The 22313-nt window shown below is 33.0% G+C and carries 21 protein-coding genes; 14 read left to right on the top strand and 7 right to left on the bottom strand.

The annotated features are described in order from the left end of the window. Positions 1-84 precede the first annotated feature (84 nt). Positions 85-1038, top strand: a complete 954-nt coding sequence (locus tag FHG85_RS00110; protein WP_173072251.1) for a calcium/sodium antiporter — start codon at positions 85-87, stop codon at positions 1036-1038. A gap of 2 nt (positions 1039-1040) precedes the next feature. Then, on the top strand, positions 1041-1460 hold the full coding sequence (locus FHG85_RS00105; protein ID WP_173072250.1) for a hypothetical protein: 420 nt from the start codon (positions 1041-1043) through the stop codon (positions 1458-1460). On the opposite strand, the gene FHG85_RS00100 is transcribed toward FHG85_RS00105, so the two are convergent. Continuing rightward, positions 1457-3115 (bottom strand): AMP-binding protein, encoded by a 1659-nt coding sequence (locus FHG85_RS00100; RefSeq protein ID WP_173072249.1) that lies wholly within the window; start codon positions 3113-3115, stop codon positions 1457-1459. The genes FHG85_RS00105 and FHG85_RS00100 overlap by 4 nt on opposite strands. A gap of 146 nt (positions 3116-3261) precedes the next feature. Here FHG85_RS00100 and FHG85_RS00095 point away from each other — a divergent pair, with 146 nt between their 5' ends. Genes FHG85_RS00095 through FHG85_RS00085 form a run of 3 tightly spaced genes read left to right on the top strand, consistent with a single transcriptional unit; the run spans position 3262 to position 7397 of the window. After that, positions 3262-3948 carry a 2-C-methyl-D-erythritol 4-phosphate cytidylyltransferase gene (locus FHG85_RS00095; protein ID WP_173072248.1) on the top strand — a complete coding sequence of 229 codons (687 nt, stop codon included), beginning with the start codon at positions 3262-3264 and terminating at the stop codon, positions 3946-3948. Between the two features lie 5 nt (positions 3949-3953). Then, a complete protein-coding gene (locus tag FHG85_RS00090) occupies positions 3954-5132 on the top strand; it encodes a GNAT family N-acetyltransferase (RefSeq protein WP_173072247.1) in 1179 nt (392 codons plus the stop codon). 12 nt (positions 5133-5144) lie between these two features. Continuing rightward, positions 5145-7397: a hypothetical protein gene (locus FHG85_RS00085; protein WP_173072246.1), complete on the top strand. Its 2253-nt coding sequence runs from the start codon at positions 5145-5147 to the stop codon at positions 7395-7397. Positions 7398-7499: 102 nt separating this feature from the next. Here FHG85_RS00085 and FHG85_RS00080 read toward each other — a convergent pair whose 3' ends face one another. Continuing rightward, positions 7500-8669 (bottom strand): serpin family protein, encoded by a 1170-nt coding sequence (locus FHG85_RS00080; protein WP_173072245.1) that lies wholly within the window; start codon positions 8667-8669, stop codon positions 7500-7502. Positions 8670-8772: 103 nt separating this feature from the next. On the opposite strand from FHG85_RS00080, the gene gldA reads away from it, so the two are divergent. Both gldA and FHG85_RS00070 read left to right on the top strand, forming a co-directional pair. After that, a complete protein-coding gene (gldA, locus tag FHG85_RS00075) occupies positions 8773-9723 on the top strand; it encodes a gliding motility-associated ABC transporter ATP-binding subunit GldA (RefSeq protein WP_246249229.1) in 951 nt (316 codons plus the stop codon). Between the two features lie 28 nt (positions 9724-9751). Next, positions 9752-10636: a hypothetical protein gene (locus tag FHG85_RS00070; protein WP_173072244.1), complete on the top strand. Its 885-nt coding sequence runs from the start codon at positions 9752-9754 to the stop codon at positions 10634-10636. Between the two features lie 47 nt (positions 10637-10683). On the opposite strand, the gene FHG85_RS00065 is transcribed toward FHG85_RS00070, so the two are convergent. Continuing rightward, positions 10684-11073, bottom strand: coding sequence for a VanZ family protein (locus FHG85_RS00065; protein ID WP_173072243.1), 390 nt, complete (start codon positions 11071-11073; stop codon positions 10684-10686). Between the two features lie 152 nt (positions 11074-11225). Here FHG85_RS00065 and FHG85_RS00060 point away from each other — a divergent pair, with 152 nt between their 5' ends. After that, the gene (locus tag FHG85_RS00060) at positions 11226-12614 is read left to right on the top strand and encodes an aminopeptidase P family protein (protein ID WP_173072242.1); all 1389 of its coding nucleotides are present in this window, start codon (positions 11226-11228) and stop codon (positions 12612-12614) included. A 50-nt stretch (positions 12615-12664) separates the two neighbouring features. Here FHG85_RS00060 and FHG85_RS00055 read toward each other — a convergent pair whose 3' ends face one another. Beyond that, complete coding sequence (locus tag FHG85_RS00055) at positions 12665-13744, bottom strand: BamA/TamA family outer membrane protein (RefSeq protein ID WP_173072241.1); 1080 nt, start codon at positions 13742-13744, stop codon at positions 12665-12667. Positions 13745-14190: 446 nt separating this feature from the next. Between FHG85_RS00055 and nadA the strand changes: the two genes are divergently transcribed. Together nadA and ruvB are read left to right on the top strand one after the other, a co-directional pair. Continuing rightward, the gene (gene nadA / locus FHG85_RS00050) at positions 14191-15171 is read left to right on the top strand and encodes a quinolinate synthase NadA (RefSeq protein WP_394366225.1); all 981 of its coding nucleotides are present in this window, start codon (positions 14191-14193) and stop codon (positions 15169-15171) included. Further along, entirely contained in the window at positions 15171-16169 is a 999-nt protein-coding gene (gene ruvB / locus FHG85_RS00045; protein ID WP_173072239.1) for a Holliday junction branch migration DNA helicase RuvB, read from the top strand. Before nadA ends, ruvB begins: the two co-directional genes overlap by 1 nt. Here ruvB and FHG85_RS00040 read toward each other — a convergent pair whose 3' ends face one another. The 3 genes from FHG85_RS00040 to FHG85_RS13235 are packed head-to-tail and all read right to left on the bottom strand — an operon-like array spanning position 16170 to position 18695. Further along, entirely contained in the window at positions 16170-16862 is a 693-nt protein-coding gene (locus FHG85_RS00040) for a Crp/Fnr family transcriptional regulator (RefSeq protein ID WP_173072238.1), read from the bottom strand. A 2-nt stretch (positions 16863-16864) separates the two neighbouring features. Then, positions 16865-17881, bottom strand: coding sequence for a phenylalanine--tRNA ligase subunit alpha (gene pheS / locus FHG85_RS00035; RefSeq protein ID WP_173072237.1), 1017 nt, complete (start codon positions 17879-17881; stop codon positions 16865-16867). A 10-nt stretch (positions 17882-17891) separates the two neighbouring features. After that, positions 17892-18695 (bottom strand): peptidylprolyl isomerase, encoded by an 804-nt coding sequence (locus tag FHG85_RS13235; protein WP_173072236.1) that lies wholly within the window; start codon positions 18693-18695, stop codon positions 17892-17894. A gap of 67 nt (positions 18696-18762) precedes the next feature. Here FHG85_RS13235 and FHG85_RS00025 point away from each other — a divergent pair, with 67 nt between their 5' ends. From FHG85_RS00025 to FHG85_RS00010, 4 genes are all read left to right on the top strand, one after another. After that, positions 18763-20214, top strand: coding sequence for a lipopolysaccharide biosynthesis protein (locus tag FHG85_RS00025; RefSeq protein ID WP_173072235.1), 1452 nt, complete (start codon positions 18763-18765; stop codon positions 20212-20214). After that, complete coding sequence (dut, locus tag FHG85_RS00020) at positions 20207-20644, top strand: dUTP diphosphatase (protein ID WP_173072234.1); 438 nt, start codon at positions 20207-20209, stop codon at positions 20642-20644. The genes FHG85_RS00025 and dut overlap by 8 nt, the downstream gene beginning before the upstream one ends. 481 nt (positions 20645-21125) lie before the next feature. Continuing rightward, positions 21126-21365 (top strand): hypothetical protein, encoded by a 240-nt coding sequence (locus FHG85_RS00015; RefSeq protein WP_173072233.1) that lies wholly within the window; start codon positions 21126-21128, stop codon positions 21363-21365. A gap of 140 nt (positions 21366-21505) precedes the next feature. After that, positions 21506-21829: a murein hydrolase activator EnvC family protein gene (locus FHG85_RS00010; RefSeq protein WP_173072232.1), complete on the top strand. Its 324-nt coding sequence runs from the start codon at positions 21506-21508 to the stop codon at positions 21827-21829. Positions 21830-22313 lie beyond the last annotated feature (484 nt).

Below are 22313 nucleotides of genomic sequence, written 5' to 3'. Positions count from 1 at the left end.
TTCAAAAAGCAAAGTTAACCTAATCTGTTGTATCTTTGTGCGAAATATCTTTAAATTCTTTTATACGTTTCACTTTAAGATACTATGAACATCCTTTTTATTGCTTTAGGAGTTGCTGCACTTGTACTAGGAGCAACTTGGTTGGTTGAAGGGGCATCTAGCATCGCAAAACGATTGGGCATTTCAACACTAACCATAGGGCTCACAGTTGTTGCATTTGGCACCTCTGCTCCCGAACTTGCTGTAAACATCATTTCGGCAGTTGGTGGTAACTCCGATATTTCACTTGGTAACATTCTTGGAAGTAACTTTTTTAACACATTCATTATTCTTGGTTTAGCAGCTATAGTTAAACCAGTTGAAGTTAAAAGCAGCACAATTAAAATTGAAATCCCATTCTTTTTGCTCTCTTCAACAATCCTTTTTGTTCTTTGCAACAACGTTTTTTTCGATAATTCACATGCTAATATTATTACTCGTTCGTCTGGTATAATTCTTCTTTTACTCTTTGCTGTTTTTATGTACTACAATTTTTTAACAGGCAAGGTAAACGACAACGAGCTAGAGCCTGATATTAAGGAGCGAAACCTGTGGCTTTCAATATTAATGTTTATAGGCGGATTGGGATTTTTAGTTGGAGGTGGAAAATTAGTGGTTTTGGGCGCTGTTAATATCGCTGAGAAATTGGGTGTTAGCCAAGCTGTTATTGGACTTACTATTGTTGCTGCAGGAACATCGTTGCCCGAGTTAGCAACCTCGGCCATTGCTGCTTACCGAAATAAACCAGATATTGCTATTGGCAACGTGATTGGTTCAAATATATTTAATATCCTATTAGTGCTTGGTGTTACTGCTGGAATTAAACCAATTCCATTATATGAAAATGCTAACATCGATTTAATTCTAAATATTCTGGCTGGTGTTCTAATGCTTCTCTTTGCATTTACAGGTAAAGCCCGTAAATTCGACCGTCGCGAAGGAATCCTTCTGGTTTTGGTTTACATTGTTTTTCTTACTTATCAAATCATTAGTCTTTAACTATGGAACGCAAGCAAAATGAACATTTATTTCACTATTGGACTCGTAACCTGGTTGAAAGCCCAATAATTTTTACTTTCAACCTGGCTATAATTTCTGTTTTTGGTATTATTTACTCCTTTCGGGTTAACCTTTCACCCTTTATTCTATTAGTATTTGGAATCTTAACACCAGTAATATTAACAATTTGCCTCTACCATATGGTTGGTAGCTCATTACCAGAAATTATTCCAGCTACCTTTAGTAAAAAAAGAAACAGGGTGATATTCGCCCTGCTTGATTGTAGTTTAATTACTATACTTGGTATTTTAATATTTTCTGATATCCTTAACTTTTTCTTTTTCCGATTTCTTCAAACCTTTATTGTTCCGATAATTTCGCTTTTTATGCTTCGAGTACTATACCTTTCAGAAAAAAGCTAGTTCTCGGAATACTGATATTTAAATCGCTTAATGCTCTTTTTAGGGGTTTTTTCAAACTCCTGGTTGTTGATAACTAATTTCGATATTTGGCTATATTGCGGTAAGTGCTTATTCACCTCCTTTCGGTGCTCTTCTAAAACAGGCTCCAACTCTTCAGGATTAATCCCATGCTGCTGAACCGATTCAAAATCGGGATAAACCAATCCAATAAGCTTTCCTTTCTGCTCAACTACAAGCGACTCCTGAACAAATGGGATATTATTTAAACGAGCTTCAATCTCTTCGGGATAGATATTCTGACCACTTGGACCAAGTATCATACTTTTGCTTCTTCCTTTAATAAAGATAAATCCATTCTTGTCAAGAATACCTAAATCGCCTGTATGTAACCAACCATCAATAATTGTTTTAGAAGTTGCCTCAGGATTTTTATAGTAACCCAACATAACGTTTTCGCCTCTAACAAGAATTTCGCCAACCTCGTTGAATGGGTCCTTTGAATCAATTTTAAGCTCCAAATAGTTTATAACCTTTCCGCATGAACCCATTGGGTTTGTTCGCCATCCGGAATAGGAGATAAGCGGTCCACATTCTGTCATACCGTATCCAACCGTGTACTTAAATCTTATCCTTCTTAAAAATTTCTCCACATCGGGATTTAATGCAGCACCACCAATTACTATTTCATGAAAATTACCACCAAATGCGCTTGAAAGCTTCTCGTTTATCTTATTAAATATCAACCTATTAATCAAAGGAATATTTAAAAGGAGTTTCATTGCTGGTGTTTCAATCTTAGGCTGAATTTGCTTTTTGAAAATCTTCTCAATAACCAAAGGAACTGTTAAAACAAGGCGTGGACGTACTTTAGCAAAAGCCTCCATAATAATTGGAGGTGAAGGTATTCTTGTTAAAAACGTAATATGGCAACCCTGAGCAAACGGGAAAAGAAATTCAAACGCACAACCAAAGGCATGTGCTAAGGGCAAAAACGAAACAATATTATCTCCTGCAACAAGATGCATATTGTTTCGGGCATAATCAATATTTGCAGCTAGGCTATTAAGTGTAAGCATTACACCTTTTGAGAAACCCGTTGTACCTGATGTGTAACTTATTTCTGCCAGTTCGGAATTCGGAATTTCTGGATAGCTAACTTTTTCGGGTGTTAACGATTCAACCTCACCTAAAATCTTATCATACTCCTCTTTAAACTTTGCATCACAAGTCTCGCAGTGTGAAACCAAAATCGAAAAATCTACCACACTTATTATCACCTTTAGGTTAGGCATTTCGGCTTGGTTTAGGCTGCTCCAAACCATATCGCCTGCAAATAGTAGAACCGAGTCGGAATGATTTACAATGTTATGCACCTCGGTTGGTGAAAAATCGGGCAAGATTGGCACAATAACTGCACCATACGATACAACAGCTAGGTAAATAATACCCCAGTTTGAATTATTCCTTCCAAGGAGTGCTATTTTGTCGCCCTGTTTTATCCCCCAAATCTCAAATAGCTTATGTAGAAGATGTATCTTCTTTGCCACATCGCCATAGGTAAATGTAGCTCCCTTAAAATCGGAAAGGGCATTTTGCTCCCAATTCTTTTTAATTGGTTGCTCTATAAACTCCTTAATGTAATTGTACTCAACCATGATACTTTATTTTCCGCGCAATTATACAAATATTATCAATAAATGTTTCAAAATCAATAAATAATCTAAATATTTAGATATTTTACCTGCAATCGATTTCTTTCGTAGAAAATTAATATCTTTCGGGTTGTTTTTCTCAATGTATAATGATACCTAGCAATCACGTAGTAATTGTAGCTGGTGGCTCTGGTACCCGAATGGGAACCGATACTCCCAAACAGTTTTTAAAAATCAATGGTAAGCCAATCCTTATGCACACCATTGAGAAATTTCTTTTTATTTCCCCTCAACCTAATATTGTTTTGGTTTTACCACAAAATCAGATTAAGATTTGGGAAAAACTATGCGAAGAGCATTTCTTTTTTCACAATATAGATATTGTAGCAGGCGGAAATACAAGATTTCAGTCAGTAAAAAATGGTTTGTCAAAAATTCCTTCCAACAACTCACTAGTTGCAATTCACGATGGTGTTCGTCCGTTTATTTCGGTTGACGTTATAACCAGATGCTTTCAAACGGCAGAAATACATGAAAGTGCAATTCCAGTGATTAAACCCGTAGAATCCGTTCGAATTATTGATAACGGTTCATCAAAACCGTTTGATAGAAATAATGTATTTCTGGTACAAACACCTCAAGTGTTTAAATCAAAACTAATCAAAGAGTGTTACAGCAAACCAGAACAAAATTTTTTTACCGATGATGCATCGGTATTTGAGTACTATGGTTACCAAGTTACTACAGTGGAAGGTAACCGTGAAAACATTAAAATTACAACTCCCTTTGATTTATTAATTGCTAACGCTTTGATTAACAAAAAACAAAATAGCTAACCGTTATGGCAAATTTTCATCTTAAAGAAGTAAACAGTAAGCAAACCCGACGTGACTTTTTGGAATTACCACTAACACTTTATAAAGATTATCCAAACTGGATTCGTCCGTTAGATGTTGATATTGAAAATGTTTTCAACCCTAAGGTGAACAAGCATTTTAGGCATGGCGAGGCTATTCGATGGGTGCTATACGACGAAAACGAGCGACCTGTAGGTCGGATTGCAGCATTCTATGATAGGGATATAGCCAAAAACTCCGAACAACCAACGGGTGGGGTAGGTTTTTTTGAATGTATCGATAACCAGGATGCAGCAAACCTGATGTTTAAAACCGCTAAACAATGGCTAAAGGGCAAAGGGATGGAAGCTATGGATGGTCCTATTAACTTTGGCGACCGCGACCGTTGGTGGGGGCTTCTGGTTGAGGGCGATTATCCTCCTAACTACTGCATGGATTACCATCTACCATACTATCGAAAACTTTTTGAGAATTACGGATTCAAAGTATATTTCCATCAGTACACCTATCATCGTTATGTTAACTCCGAAGATGTCGACCCAATTGTTTGGGAAAAAGCAGAAAGGATTGCGCGTAATCCATCCTACACAATTACCACAATCTCAAAAAAGAACCTGAAAAAATTTGCAAAAGATTTTCGTACCATATACAACAACGCATGGGGACGATATACTGGAGTTAAAAAAATTACTGAGGCACACGCTATGGCGCTTATGAAAACAATGAAACCCATTATCGACCCTCAGCTTATGTATTTTGCTTACTACGATGGTGAACCAATTGGTTTTTTTATTATGGTCCCCGACCTTAACCAGGTGGTTCGTCACCTAAACGGTAAATTTGATTTGCTATCAAAGCTATACTTTCTCTACCTTTTAAAGGTTAAAAAGGTTTGCACAAAAGCCATTGGTCTGATTTTTGGAATAGTTCCTAGGCATCAAGGAAAGGGTGTTGAAGGCGCACTGGTTAATGAGTTTGCAAAGCGTGCTTTAGCACCAGGGTTTAGATATAAGGAGCTGGAGCTAAATTGGATTGGCGATTTTAACCCTACTATGCGTAGAGTTGCCGAACAAATTGGTGGTAGAGTGCGGAAAACCCATATCACTTTCCGCTATATGTTCGACCCAACTAAAGATGTAGTTCCTCCTCGTAAGGTAAGCTAAACAAAACAACAGATGAAACACAAAATTTTTTTACTGCTTTGTTTCCAATGGTTACTTGTTTTAACCTCATTGGGCCAACGAGATATTGAACCACGCTTATTATTTAGCGATACGGCCAACTTTTCCTTTACAGGTGAGTGGCAATACCTTTCTACCGACATTTTTCTGTTCAATGGCGATAAGTTTAGTACACTGATTAATGAGCTGGACTTTGCCAGAACAGAACCACGCCGAAGATGGCGTAAAAAAAGAAGCCTTGAAACAGAACAGCTTGAGTATCTCTTTATAACTGCAAGCCTTAAAAACGTTAAGTTCTTTGGCGATAATGATATTACATATCCTCTGTATAATTTTCAGATTTCTCGCGATAAGGAAAATAAGTATCAAACCTTTGTTAGCGATAATATTGACCATGTTCGAATTATCGATAATCTTCCCCTTTACTCTGCTCGCGATTTTATTGATGCCGAAATTCGCGTAAAAGCTATTACTAAAAACGACCGCGACCAAGTACTTTCACTAGTTGCTTCGCAGCTTAAAAACCTATCCAAAATTACTACTCCAACTGATGCTGTTATGAGTATTATTGGTGAGTTTGGTAATTTTATTGAATCGAATACTAAGAAAAAAGAGTACCATTTTTCATCCACTATACGGTTATTTGAGCAAAAAAACTTCGACACCCGATTGCATTCCATTAAGCTTTACCTTCTTACAACAGCTAATACACCTCCCGTTGATTTTAGCAACTCAGAACTTCGCAACTTTTTAGACACGGTTAACTTGGGATTTGTAAACCGTAATCAGCTTAGGAAACTTATTAGCATTAAAGACTACCCGGTAATTGTTGTTGCTAATTACAAATCGCTTTACCGTACAGTCCAAATATCGGGTGATGAGGTAACATTTGCTAATATAGAAAAACGAAAAATTAAGGTTGAAACCGATTTTCGCCAAGGACTAATAAATGCCGAAACCTATAGGCAAGAAAAAGACTTGCTAGGTTTTCTTAACATCTTTGCCCAGCTAAAGAATCATCTCGACGTTTACAAGCTAAACTATAGAACTGGAAATAACGATGCCATTTCGGTAAGCCTTTTCCGAGTGATGCAATACTATCGTCAACTACTTAAAGCTTACGATGAAATAAAGTTCAAATACCAAGGTAATAATACATTCACTACCATTTTCAAACGTGAATACGAATCGATACTTGGTTTTGCTTCGCTCTATTTAGACGATGACCCTAATCTAAAATCAACTAAAGATTTAGTTAATACAACTGTTTCGCTTGAAGCGAATCCAAATATTGATGATTCAGCGCTCGAGAAAACTATTTCTATACTTAGATTTTCAAATGTTTTTAAACCAGAATTGATGCAGCAAAACCTTGAAGGGAAAATTATTCAGAACCATATACAAATTCTGGAGGAGAAACTCTTCAAAATTCAGTTTGAACCAGAAATTGAAAAGCTAAGAAATACAGAAGCCAACGAGAAAAACAAATCGGTTATTGATAGCCTTTTAAGGCTTACCCGTTCAACATCGTGTGGTCTATGCCGCGAGCAAGCGCTAAACGCTATTACCGATTTCAATGCTAAGCTCGATAAATATTACCTCAACCTCGAACTTCAAAAGTTTGATAGTCTTGTTCAGGTGCTACAACCATGGATATTCCAAAAGTTAGAAACCATTCAACTTATGAAGGATAATTTCAATACCTTATATCCCAATAATCAGAATCTTGAAAGTGCGAAATACCTTTATGGGAAAATTGCCGAAATAGAACGCGACGTTAAAAACCTTAACGATTTCATAAAAGTTGACTTAACAGGGAAGGAACTACCCATTGTTAAACAACTCAACGATAAGCTCATAAACATTAATCGACAGGTTGAGTCCAAGCACCAATTAGTTTGTAAGCTCCGTCCTGAACTTTGTTCTAAACAGATAAAACAACCTGTGGTTATGGATTCAAATAATTTCGAAAAACTATTCGAACGCTCCGATTCTGTAGCCCGACAAGCAGCTATTTTTCATTCTATATTCAGCTTTAAAGTAAACAGAGCTTTAAAAGATGATAGTTTAAACATTAGCAAAAAACTTGAAATAGATAAGCTAATAAAACAACTTGATGAGTTAGAGGTTGCTATTAAACTGATTGATTCAAAAGAGATTACTAACGACGAATACAATAATCTTTCACAACAGATTAATAATCAGATTAAGGCAATTAGCGATAAAATTTTTGAACTTGAACTGTAACCAACAAACAAATAAATAGTAGGTATTATAAGCATTAATGGTGATACAAAAAAGGCTGCCTAATTAATAGAGCAGCCTTTTGCTTAATTTATTTATGATAAGTTACTTGGGCGAAACCAATTTACCCATAAACATTATGGTATTTGTTGGTTTATGCCGGAGTATATAAATGAATGGTCTGTTAGCATCAAATACGTTAAAGTTAGGCATCGATTTCATAGCAACCACAACAGCAGTTGCTGCTGCTGCAGTTGTTCCTTCTTCCGATACCTCAATAAATGCTTTATGAAAAGCATTTGAGATTTTTAAATCTTTTTTACCCGAAATACCAGAAAAATCTGCATCATCGCTAAATGGTATGCTCATACCCATTGAATACAATGTCTTTTTCATGGTAAAACCGCTCTCAATGCTAAACTTTGGAATAAAAACCAATGTTTTTTGCGGTTTAATATTCTCAACTATCTCATTGTAAGTTTTTAAATTAAAATCGTTTTCAAACTTTTCCAACGATAGCGACTCATCGGGCAAAATAATAATCATAGATAGCTCACCACCTTTATAATCCATTTCTAATGCAGCAAAGTTTTTCCCTTTATAATATCCAAATGTTTTATCGGCATTCATAAATGAATGCTTAACTTTATCATCCTTTTCAAGAAAAAAATCTCTTTCCTTAGTTTTTTTTGGATCAAATGGCTCATCCCATTTACCCTTAAAATAAATGGCATTGGTCAGCACTAAACGTGTGAGGTTACTGATACTACCATCAGGTAAAAGATTTTTAATATATTCGTGAGTATCTTCTTCTATTGCTTTATTAATCTGCAATCTTGAATTTTCAGGATTTGTTACGAAATCTGCTTTGGCAAATTTAGCGCCATAAGTTCGCTTAAGATTACAACGAAACTTACGTCGAACTCTATAGCTATTTTCAATCCAGACCCTATTAGTAATGTTAATGGTTACAGAATCGTTAGCCGACTTCAATACTTCCCTTTGAAGATTTCCCAAACCTTTATGAAATTCCTTACCAGTTTTAAAATGAAACGTTGAATTAAACTGATTAAGCGTTTCACCATTGGCACCTAAACTTACCATTCCAAATGCTGGTGATATACTAAAAGGGGAAAAAACTAAGTTTTGACTTTCTGTTGTTTTGAGGTTCCTATATAAATCAAAGGCAAACTCATTAACCGCATCGGATGGGGTTTGTGCTTTTGCTGCTGTTCCAGTAAGCAAAGCAAGAATCATTATTTTCATCTTATTCATAGTATATACTTTTTTCTTAACAATTTCGTTAAATCAAATACCATGCTAAGTTCTACATTTTACAACTTATTAACAACTATTCATTTATTCAAATTTACTATGTTTGCATAAATTAAAGGAATATAAGGGAATGTCAATTGAAATTAACGGCATAACAAAACGCTTTGGTCATCAAGTAGCGCTCAACAACGTAAGTTTTACAATACCGAAGGGTGGGGTAGTGGGACTACTTGGCCCCAATGGCGCTGGTAAATCAACTTTAATGAAAATTATTACGGGGTATCTTACACCTGATTCTGGTTCTGCTTTTGTTAATGATGTAAATATTCTTTCACCTAACTACGACTACCGACGCGATATTGGATATCTTCCCGAGCACAACCCCCTTTATACCGATATGTATGTTAAAGAATACCTGCTTTGGGTTGCCAGCATTTATAAACTGGAAAATGCTAAAAAGCGCGTATTAGAAGTAATTGATATTACAGGGATTGGACATGAGCAAAACAAAAAAATTGGAAGCTTATCAAAAGGGTATAGGCAACGTGTTGGTCTTGCCCAAGCTCTTATCCACAATCCTTCTGTATTAATCCTTGATGAACCAACTGGCGGCTTAGACCCTAACCAAATAGTGGAAATCCGAAATCTAATTTCTAATGTTGGTGAAAACAAAACAGTGATTCTTTCAACTCATATTATGCAAGAAGTTGAAGCAATCTGTGGAAGAATTATCATCATAAATAAAGGTAACATTGTTGCTGATGGGCCAACATCTGAAATCAAAACTCTTACATCTTCATCGGCCCAGAATATTTTGGTTGAGTTCGACAAAGCGGTTGATTTGAAAAATATAAAAGATATTGATGGCGTTGTTTCTGCTACACAAACCGATAAAAGTTCTTTCATACTAACATCGGACTCGAAAGCCGATATTCGTCCAAGAATATTCAAATTTGCTGTTGACAATGGGTTGGTTATTCTTACCATGCAGCAAAAAAGATTAAATTTAGAAGATGTTTTCCAAAATCTTACACAAAATATTCATTCTATTTAACTAACTTCGAATTTTAAAACAACAAAATATGGAAAGTAATAAATCATCTAAAGCAGTATCGTTTCTTTCTGTTTTAATAATCATCCTTCTGGTAGTAATTGCTGGATTATCCTATGTTTACTACCAACAAAAACAGGAAGCCAAAGAAAATGAAGAAATGCTCCTAGCCGAAAAGGATTCGTTAAGTAACAATCTACTTAACCTTATGAATGATTATAAGGACTTGGAAACTGATAATGATTCATTGAATCAGAAACTTTTAATGGAAAAGGAGCGAGCTCAAAAACTTTACAGTGAACTTCAAAATCTTAAGCGTGTTAGCTATGCAAAAATTAAGGAATATCAGCGTGAACTTGGTACACTAAGGGCTATCATGAAAAATATGGTTAGGGAAATTGACTCGCTTAATACCCTTAACCAGCAGCTTATTGCCGAAAATATTAAAGTAAAAGAAGAAGCAGCAACTGCTAAAAAAACAGTTAAAGAGCTTGAACAACGCACCGAAGAACTAAATAGTCAGGTTGCAAAGGGTTCAATTGTAAAAGCTCGTAATGTTGTTGCCACCGCACTTAATCGAAGAGGTAAAGAAACATCTAGAATAAGCCGTACAAGAAAGTTTAGGGCTTGCTTTACCTTAAATGAAAATGCAATAGCCAAAGCAGGACCTAGATTTGTTTACATGCGTATAGTTGGTCCCGATGATTTTGTTCTTGCCAAATCGGAAACAGACCTTTTTGAATTTGAAGGAGAGCAAATTGTTTTCTCCGCTAAACGTGAAGTTGACTATCAAAATCAAGATGTTGATATGTGTATCTATTTCGATAATAATGGCGAACTGCTTAAAGGTACTTATAAAATAACTCTTTACATGGATGGTTACTTGATTGGTTACACAGAACTTACCCTTAAGTAGTGTAAAAATCCAATACTCAAAAGGCGCCAAAAGGCGCCTTTTCTTTTTTACAGATATCCTTTTAAAACTCTATTGATTAGTGGATACATTAGCGTGGAAATTCCAGCGCCTATAGCATCGGCAATAAAATCGTACCATTCGGCTCCTCTTCCAATAAAAATCCATAACTGCATAAGTTCTATCAACCCTCCATATAGCACTGCAATGGTAAATCCTCTTAACAAATACTTTCCTTTAACTGTAAGTTGATTTCGCTGTGTATTTTGCTCTGTAATTATTAGCACCGAAAAAACAGCAAATAATCCAAAATGTACAATCTTGTCAAGTCCAGGTATTCTTATTTTGGGAATTCCGCTAGGTGGCATTCCACAAAGTATTAGAATAACCAAAGCCCACATTAAAGAGTTCTTATACCTTAAAATGAATTGTCTTAACATATTACTCAACCTATGTACAATTATTTATCGTTAAAATTAAATCTAATTTCCAATCAATCTATGGTTATCGAACCTTTAACACTATAAAATGTTTTTATTTTGCTAAAAAAAATTTTCAGAATTACTTTTACGAAAACTAAAAAATATACACCATGTTTGAAAAGCAAGTTTATGTTAATCGTAGGTTAAAGCTACGCAAAATGATTAAATCGGGGTTAGTTCTCATTCCAGGTAATACAGAATCCCCAATGAATTATAAATCAAACACCTATCGTTTTCGTCAAGACAGCAACTTTTTATACTTTTTTGGTCTTGATATTCCTGGACTTGCAGGTGTTATTGATATTGAAGATGGAAAAGATTGCTTATACGGTAACGATTTTGATATTGACGATATTATTTGGATGGGACCACAACCAACTCTTAAAGAGCTTGGCGAAAAAGTAGGTATTCTTTCTACCCACCCATTTAAGGAGCTTCAAACCACCATAGCAAGAGCAATTAAACAAGGACGCAAGATTCATATCTTACCTCCATACCGAGCTGAAAGTATGATATTACTTGAACAGCTTCTTGGTATTCATCCATCAATGATTAACAACTATGTATCAGTTGAACTTATTAAAGCTGTAGTTAATCTACGTTCAGTTAAAGAGGATGTTGAAATTGCTGAAATAGAAAAGGCTTGTGCTGCTGGTTACGAAATGCACGTAACCGCAATGAAAATGGCTAAGCCTGGCGTTTCAGAACAAGACATTACCGGTGCTATTGAAGGAGTTGCCATTAGCAAGGGTTACATGCCTTCATTCCCAATAATTCTTTCACAAAATGGTGAAACTCTTCATAATCACGACCATTCTCAGATATTAACTTCAGGAAGGCTTCTTCTTATCGATAGCGGTGCTGAATATTCCAGCCATTACGCATCTGATTTTACTCGTACTATTCCTGTTGATGGTAAATTTACAGAGCGCCAAAAAGCCATTTACAACATAGTACTTGCTGCCAATAATAAAGCAATTGAAATCTCTAAACCTGGAATACCTTATCTCGACGTACACAAGGCTTCGGCTAAAGTTATAGTTGAAGGTCTTTCTGCTCTCGGATTAATGAAAGGCGATGCTGACGAAGCTGTTGCCAATGGCGCTCACGCGCTTTTCTTCCCCCATGGTCTAGGTCACATGATGGGGCTTGATGTTCACGACATGGAAGGTCTTGGCGAAGATTATGTTGGTTACGACGATGAAATTACTCGCTCCGACCAGTTTGGTACAGCTTATCTCCGACTTGGACGTCGTTTACAAAAAGGATTTGTTCTTACTGTAGAACCTGGAATCTATTTTATTCCTGCATTAATTGAAAAATGGAAGTCGGAAAAGATAAACGAATCCTTCATTAATTTTGACAAGGTAGAAGAGTATATTGGTTTTGGTGGTATCCGAATTGAAGATGATATACTAATAACCGATAATGGTTGTAAGATTATAGGTAAGCGTATTCCTGTAACTGTTGAAGAAATTGAAAATATAATGAAAGGTTAATCCTTTTATTCGCTAATAAAAGCTCACCTTTTAACAGGTGAGCTTTTTTATTAGAAAGCTTCCGTTACAGTAAAGTAATAGGCAAATTCATTTCTATCGCTATACGCCGCGTCTAAACGCAGGTTTACTCGTAAAGGGTTAACACGTATTCTTAACCCACCTCCATATGCAACCTTAGACCTGGCTATATCTAACTTGTCAAAATAGGGTGCTACATCACCAACACTTCCAAAAAATGTTCCCTTCAACCACTTATATATTGGAAATCGGTATTCTCCCTGTACACATGCCATTGCTTTATCTCTGTATCGACCTTGATAGTACCCTCGCATCACATCGGCACCACCAAGCATTGGCATTTGCTGAAATGGTACATTTCCCCAAGATAAATTTGCCAAAAATTGTAGTGCAAAAACATGCTCGTCAAAAATGTTGTAATAATTTCTTAAGTCGATTTTTAGCTGCGTAAAATTTAGCTCACTACCAAAAATCTTACTGTAAACCATTAACGATACCTTATAAAACTCTCCAATAAATGGATAAAACTGATTTTCGCGATTTTCCCATGTCAATACTACACCTAAACCATTTCTCATCTTTTCTTTTACACCAGAAATATTCGTTGCAAGAGCTCCAGTTGCCTTATAATCATCTGTACTGTAGTAGCTAAAATTCCCTTGCATTCCAACCATAATTCTTCCAAAAAGAATTTTTTGTCGCTCAAGTAGAACTGAAAAATCATTTGATGTATAGTTCTCTTCAAGTGAATCTGCAGTATTTCTACCTATTCCAAAAAACTTGTTAGGAAAATGGTTAGCTTTTATATGACCCGAATAAAAAGCTGTTTCATCCTTAGTATATATTTTTGGCGATATCCATAGACTTACTTGATTTTTTAAAGTATATAGCGCTGTTCCTTGAACTAATGACACTCTACTATTCTTACACCTAAAATAATAAGCGCCAGAAATACCTCCACCCCAACTTGTTTCTTCGCCATAAAATGCAACTGGTAAAGCAATAAAATACCTTTGCGCTTTTAGCGTATCGCTGTTATGCCCAAAACCATTGATGCAAAAAAACTGACTAACAGCCACTAAAGCAAGCGTCACTTTTAGAAAATACCTCATAATTATACTGTTACTTTTAACATCAAAAATAAACAAAAGCTTTCTTATAACGTTTAGCTATTTGTGGATAATGAGTTAAATCTTTGTTGATAAGTTATAACACATATTGCTTGACACATATCATGCCAACACCATATAACACTTTTTTTATCATGACCAAAAAACTTACTCGCTTTCTCTATATTATTTATCAAACCCATTTTTGGTTGTTTTCAACATATGGATAAAGTATAAATTTTTAACAAATTATGATATTAACAGCTGTTAAAAAAATTCATATTTCACTGATTTACATCTTTTTGAAATTATTACCTTGTTGATAATTTGTTTTCTTCTTTTTAATAACCAATTTTGCAAGACCTTATTGGTAAAATTTATGAACTAAGTAACAGCATATTATTATCATCATTTTTATTTTAATTTTTTAAAAATTTTTAATTTATATGATAAATAAAGAAACTGTTGATAAGTTAGGATTTATCGATTTGCCTCTTGATTCAGATATTGATTTGGTTGAGGAAATAAATAGGCTTAGAAAAGAAAAGAACGCCGTTATACTAGCCCACTACTATCAGAATCCAGAAATTCAAGATATAGCTGACTTTGTAGGTGATAGCTTGGCTTTAGCTGTAAAAGCAAAATCTCTCAGTAATAAGTTAATAGTTTTTGCTGGTGTTAAGTTTATGGGTGAAACTACTAAGATTTTAGTCCCCGATGCAAAAGTTATATTACCCGATATGAATGCCGGTTGCAGTCTTGCAGATTCATGTCCATATGACAAATTTAAAGATTTTGTTGATAAACATCCCGACCACACTGTTGTAACATATGTAAATACGAATGCAGATATTAAAACCATTTCTGATATTTGTTGTACTTCCTCGAATGCGGTAAATGTAATAAAGTCGATTCCTGAAGATAAGCCAATAATACTTGCTCCAGATAGAAATTTAGGAAATTATATTAAAAATAAGCTCAAGCGTGAGAATATGCTCATTTGGGATGGTTTTTGCCATGTTCACCAGAGATTCTCTCTTGAGAAACTTGTTCAGCTTAAAAAAGAGAACCCTCATGCAAAAATTATAGCACACCCTGAATGTCAAAAAACTGTCTTGCTATTAGCTGATTATATTGGTTCAACTTCCCAACTGATTGATTATACTGCTAATGATGACTCAATGTCATATATTGTTGCAACAGAATATGGTGTAATCCATCAAATGAAACTTAAAAATCCAAGTAAGAATTTTATTCCTGCACCTCCCGAGGATTCAACTTGCGGTTGTAATGATTGTTCATTTATGAAAATGATAAATCTTAAAAAGTTATATTTTAGCTTAAAGTATGAATATCCTACCATAGAATTACCTGAAGATATTATTAAAAGAGCAAGGTTACCTATTGAAAGAATGATAGCCATTAAGTAATGAATGAAAAGGTAAACATAGATAAAGATTTTGAGAATAATATACGACCTGTTGAATTTGAGCAATTTAGCGGTCAAGAAGATGTTGTAAAAAATTTGAAAATTTTCGTAAAAGCAGCAAAATTACGGAATGAAGCCCTTGACCATGTCCTTTTACATGGTCCTCCTGGACTAGGAAAGACTACACTTGCCAATATTATTGCAAATGAATTAGGCGTTTCAATAAAAACTACTTCTGGTCCTGTTCTAGAAAAACCTGGCGATTTAGCAGGCTTGCTTACTAACCTGGAACCATTTGATATCCTTTTTATTGATGAAATCCATAGATTAAGTCCAATTGTTGAAGAGTATTTATACTCAGCAATGGAAGATTACAAGATTGATATAATAATAGACAAAGGACCAAGCGCACGTTCTATACAAATTGAATTAAATCCTTTTACGCTTATTGGTGCTACTACTAGAAGTGGATTATTGACAAGTCCGTTACGTGCTAGATTTGGAATTAAATTTTTGTTAGAATACTATAACATAGATATTCTAAAAAACATTATAAAGCGCTCTGCAAATATTTTGAATATTGAAATAGCAGATAATGCTGCACAAGAAATTGCATTGCGTAGTAGGGGAACCCCAAGAATTGCAAATGCTTTGCTCAGAAGAGTACGAGATTTTGCTCAAGTCCTAGGTAATGGTTATATTGATATTGAAATAGCTAAAGAGGCCTTAAATGCTCTTAAAATCGATTCTAGAGGACTCGATGAAATGGACAATAAAATTTTACTAACAATAATTGAAAAATTTCATGGTGGACCCGTAGGATTAAATACTATTGCAACTGCAGTTGGCGAAGATGCAGGTACAATTGAGGAGGTTTATGAACCTTTCTTAATAAAGGAAGGTTTTATAAAAAGAACTCCTCGAGGAAGAGAAGTAACCGATTTAGCTTATAAGCATCTTAATAAAGTAAAATTTCCTGAGCAAGGAAAACTTTTTTAGCTAATAAATAGAATCCGAAATTAATTTCATCTTTTTAGAATCGTTAATCTTGATCTTTTTACCTTTAATAGAAATCAAGTTTTCGTTCTTAAACTCGCTCAAAATTCTAATAACTGATTCAGTTGCTGTACCAACTATACTGGATATATCTTCGCGTGTTAGGTGAACTGCTATAAAACCTTCTTCATCAGTTTTAAATGTATCCTGAAGCATTAATAAAATTTCAGCAAGTCGCTGTCTAACTGTCTTTTGAGCTATATCTTTTATAAAAATATTGGCTTGATCTAGTTCTCTACAGGTAAGTTGAATTAATGATAAAGCAAAATCGTTATTACTTTTAATTAATGAGAAAATTATACTTGATGGAATAAAACAAATTTCAGATTCTTCGATTATTTCTGCAGTAGTGCAAGCAACTTCATTGCTCAAAACAGATCTATATCCAGTAATATCGCCTTTAATAGCAAAAGCAACTATCTGTGGTTTAGAATCAATTCCGGTTTTATAAATTTTTAGTATTCCTTTCTTTACACAATAAATGCCATTAATTCTACTACTTTCCCTATATATAATTTCACCTTTCCTATACGTATTACACTTAATGTTTGAATTAAGAAGTTCTAATTCTTCCTTTGTTAACGATTTGAATATAGGAAAGCTAGCACTTATACAGGATTCGTTTTGTTCACTCATAGTTACCAGTTCTTAAATTGGTTAAGAAATCGAACATCGTTTTCAAAGTAAAGTCTAAGATCCTTCACTTGATATTTAAGCATTGCTATTCGTTCAATACCCATGCCAAAAGCAAATCCAGAATATTTTTTACTATCAATACCATTAAGTTCTAGTACATTAGGATCAACCATACCGCAACCAAGAACTTCTAACCAACCTGTGTATTTGCATACAGAGCAACCTTTACCACCACATAATTTACAGCTTACATCCATTTCTGCAGAAGGTTCAGTAAAAGGAAAATACGAAGGACGTAAACGAATTTTAGTATCAGTACCAAACATCTCTTTTGCAAAGTATAAAAGAGTTTGCTTAAGATCAGCAAATGAAACATTTTTATCGATGTAAAGACCCTCTATTTGGTGGAATATACAGTGAGCCCTTGCAGAAATTGCTTCGTTTCTGAAAACTCTACCAGGGCAAATAACCCTAATAGGTAAATCTTCTTTTTCCATGCTTCGAACTTGCACAGATGATGTATGTGTTCTTAAAAGAACATCTGGTCCTTTAGTAATAAAGAATGTATCCTGCATGTCTCTTGCTGGATGTTCTTCAGGGAAATTAAGTGCAGAAAAAACATGCCAATCATCCTCAATTTCTGGACCTTCGTATACAGTAAATCCTAAATATTTGAATATTTCTATTAATTCATTTTTAACTAATGATATTGGATGACGGCTTCCAAATGATATAGGATATTCTTGTAGAGTAATGTCTATATCTACATTTGAAGTTGAATTCGATTCAATTTCAGACTTCCATTCCTGTATTTTATTTTGAATTTCAGTTTTTAAAGTATTTAAACCCTTACCAAATTCCCTTTTAAGTTCAGAAGGTATCGATTTAAATTCTTCAAAAAGTTTAGTAACATGTCCATTACGACCAAGAAATTCAATTCTGATTTTTTCAAGATCCTCTCTACTTTTAGGATTTAGATTATTAAACCTTTCCCTAATTTCTGAAATTTTCAAATCCATTGCCTTAAATCTATTTAATAACTAAAATTGTAAATTTAATATCTTTCAACGGTCTATCGTTGTTATCGGTTTCAACTTCCGAAATTTTTTTAACAACATCAAAGCCCTCAACAACTTCGCCAAATACTGTATAATTACCATCTAAATGTGGTACTCCTCCTATTGTAGTGTAAGTTTTCCTTTGTTTATCGCTGAATATGATTTTATTAGCATTAAAAATAGAATCTGTTAATAATTTAACTTTTTTTGTAATGCTAGTAAGGTAATCAGTATTTGAAATATTGCTTTCTGTAAGTAATGAGTCATAAAGTTTCTTTTCAATTTTATCTCTTAATTTTTTATTCAAATTTTTTTGAAGTTCATCAAGTTGATCATTAGTATAAGTTTTTCCTACTACTATATAAAATTGTGAGGAAGATGATAATTTATTAGGGTTCACATCGTCTCCTTCTCGAGCCATTGCAATTACACCTCTTTTATGAATTATAGTATCAATAATTTCTGGTTCCAGTAAATATCCAGCATCCTTTTCACCATAAAGAACATTAGGTTTTGCATTTCTTGTTTCTGGATCACCTCCTTGAATTACAAAGTCTTTGATAACCCTATGGAAAATTAAACCATCAAAAAAGTTTTCTTCTGAAAGTTTAATAAAGTTATTTGTATGTTTCGGAGTTTCATTATAAAGTTTAACTATTATTTCACCTTTACTGGTTGATATTTTAACATATCTGTTATTATCGTTATATTTATTTGAACATGAAATAAATACAAAAAATACTGGAATAATTACGTAAATTAACTTTTTATGCATAATATAGAACTTTTTATTTGTGCAAAAATATCAAAAAATATACTTTTGACTTCATTTTAACAATAAAATGTCATCTGTAAAACAACTTTATTCACAATCAATTATATATGGCCTTAGTACTGTAGTACCTAGGCTATTAAATTATTTACTTGTACCAATTCATACCAATGTTTTAACTGATCCCCGCCAGTACGGTATTATTACAGAATTTTATGCATATATAAGTTTTATACTAATTTTACTGACTTTCGGTTTAGAGACTGGATTTTTCAGATTTATTAATAAGAACACCGATAAAAAAGATGAAGTTTATTCTAACTCATTTTATTTTATCTCAATATTATCCCTAACATTCTTTTTCCTTTCTACAATATTTTCTACTAATTTATCCAATTTTCTTGGAACTAATTATTTACCAATTTATATAATAACAGCTGCCGCTATAGTTTCACTTGATGCTATTACCGCAATACCTTTCGCTAAATTAAGAAGCCAAAACAGACCTATAATTTTTTCAATGATTAAAATTATAGGTGTAGCTATTAATGTACTTTTGAATATATTATTTTATTTGGTCATTGATCCGTCTGTAATTAACAAATTAATTGGAAACATAAATCCACTCTATTTCGTTTTTGTTGCTAATCTAATTCAAAACATTGTTGTACTTATATTAGTGTTTGTTTATGCTAAGTTACCTACATTACATTTATCTAAATCACTTCTAATAAAATTAATAAAGTATTCTTTTCCAATACTTTTAGCAGGTATTGCTGGTACTACAAATGAAGCTTTTGATAGAATATTTATAAAATATTTACTACCAAAAGATTTAGATTCCCTTTACTATTTAGGCATCTATGGTGCTTGTATAAAAATTTCAGTCCTACTTGTACTTTTTATTCAGATGTACCGCTTTGCAGCTGAACCTTTCTTTTTTAAAACTGCTGTATCTGATAATCACAATGAATTATTTTCTAAATCATTTAAGTACTTTATAATATTTACCATCGTTATTTCAATTGCCATAACCTTCAATCTGCCAATCTTAAAATACTTTATTGGAAAAAACTACAGAGAGTCTTTATATATTATTCCTATAATGTTAGCCGCAAATGTTTTTTATGGTATATTTTTTAATCTTTCATTTTGGTATAAGTTATCTGATAAAACAATTTATGGATTGAAATACAGTTTAATTGGATCTGGTACCACAATACTATCTAATATTATTCTAATTCCAGTAATAGGTATTTTTGGTGCAGCTGTATCACGTTTTATCACATATACCATAATGAGTCTTTTAAGTTATAGAGATGGAAAAACATCTGGATACATTTCTTTAGAAAAGAAAAACTTATTTTTATATTTAATTTTGTTAGCAATTATTATTTTTATAGGAGCTATTTTCTTGATACAGAAAAAAGAAATATTTTCATTGATAATAACTAACATATTGTTATTTATTTTTGTTTTACTATTTGCTTACAAAGAAAAATTAATTAGAAGACATGTATAAGGTAAAAATTGTAAATAAATCAAACTTCAATCTACCTGAGTATGCAACTATGCATTCTAGCGGTGTTGATTTAAAAGCCAATATATCATCTGTTATTATTTTAAAGCCCTTTGAAAGAAAATTAATTCCTACAGGAATTTTCATAGAGCTACCAGAAGGGATAGAAGCTCAAATAAGACCGCGTAGTGGTTTGGCCTTAAAAAAAGGAATTTCAATTTTGAATACTCCTGGCACAATTGATTCTGATTATAGAGGAGAAATTGGAATAATAATTATAAATCTAAGTAATGAACCTGTTAAAATTGAACCAGGAGAAAGAATATGTCAAATGGTATTTGCCGAATACAAAAGAATTGAATTTGAACAGGTAGAAAGTTTATCTTCTACTGAAAGAGGAGCAGGAGGATTTGGTTCAACTGGGATAAAATAGATGAAAAAGTCAATTACTATATTTTTACATTATTACTTTTTTGCTCAAAGTTTTGGGCAAAATAGAATTGATGACTTAGCAAAACAAAAGCAAGTTTTAGAGAAAATTATAAATGAGAATAATAAACAATTAGAATTAATTCAAAAGTCAAAGAAAGTTACTGTTAATGAGTTAAGGTTAAGACAAAATACTCTAAAATTAAAAATCAAGATACATGATAATATTAAAAGTCAGATAAATGACATAAATACTAAACTTAGTTATACAATCCATTCTATTGATTCGTTAACATCTTCAATAGAAAACCATAAAAAGCAATTAATTAAATTATATAAATCTTACTACAGAAAGATTAATAAATCAAATACAGAAATTTTGTTATTTATTCTTTCCTCTAACTCATTTAATCAAGCATTTGCTCGACTAAAATTTTACAAAAGCCTAATATCTTATTATAACAAATTAGTCCAAAACTTAGATAATGAAAAAGAATTTAGAAAATGCCAGAGAAAACTATGTTTTACTACTAAAGGAACTAAGAATTAAAGAAATTGAATTAAGAAAAACTATAGATAATATCGAAAATGAAAAGAGAAATTTGAAAATAGCGATCAAAAAATTTGAAAGCCGTAGAAACGAATTAATAAGAGAGATTAAAGAGAATAAAGAAAAGCTAGATAAAATAAAAAGAGATAGAAAGAATTATAAGAGAGAATCGTAGAAAAACGAAAACTTAAGTCTTGAAAAAGAAAGTATTATAAAATATTAACGAATAAAATTGTTAATAACAAAGGAAATTTACCAAAACCAGCTAAGGAATGTTCAGTAATAAATCAATTTGGAGAAAGGCCACATCCTGTTTTGAAATATGTAAAAATACAAAATAATGGACTAGATTTGTTATTGGTTAATGATTACAAGGTTTATTGTGTTGAGGAAGGAGAAGTATCAAAGGTATTTAATATTCCTTATGGGGGTAAAGCCATTATAGTGCGACATGGTGATTATTTATCATTATATTCTAACCTATCAGTAGTGTATGTCAAACCTGGTAATATTGTAGATAGTAATACAGTTTTAGGAAAAGTACTCAAACAAAACGATAATACATATATTTTACATTTTGAAATATGGAATAAAACTGAACCTGAAAATCCAAGTAATTGGATTAATTTTGACAATTAATAATTAATTTGAGAAACTCTATTTTGTCATATTATTTTGTGAAACTTTTAGAGAGATATTTAAGTAAAAGGATTAAACAATGTTACTATTATGAAACGAGTTATAAATATACCGAGTAAACTTGAGCACATAAGTTTAATCGAAAAACTATTGACGAAATTACAGAAAACCTAATATTATCGCCAGATGTATATGGAAAAGTTTTAATTGCCTCTATTGAAGGAGTAAATAATGCAATAGTTCATGGTAACAAACAAGATGAAAATAAATCAGTAATTGTCGAGTTATTTGCTGATAAATCAAAAATAACTATAACAATAAAGGATCAAGGACCAGGATTCGATCCAAATAGCATTCCAGATCCTACTAAACCAGAAAATCTTGAAAATATTTCTGGAAGAGGTGTTTTTCTTATGAAAAAATTATCTGATAAAATTGAGTTTGAAAATAATGGTTCCACAGTAATAATGCATTTTAATATAGT

Origin of the sequence: Tenuifilum thalassicum, from assembly GCF_013265555.1 — a bacterium.
Lineage (GTDB): Bacteria > Bacteroidota > Bacteroidia > Bacteroidales > Tenuifilaceae > Tenuifilum > Tenuifilum thalassicum.
The sequence above is the reverse complement of the archived record's forward strand: the minus strand, read 5'-3'. Positions and strand labels throughout refer to the sequence as shown.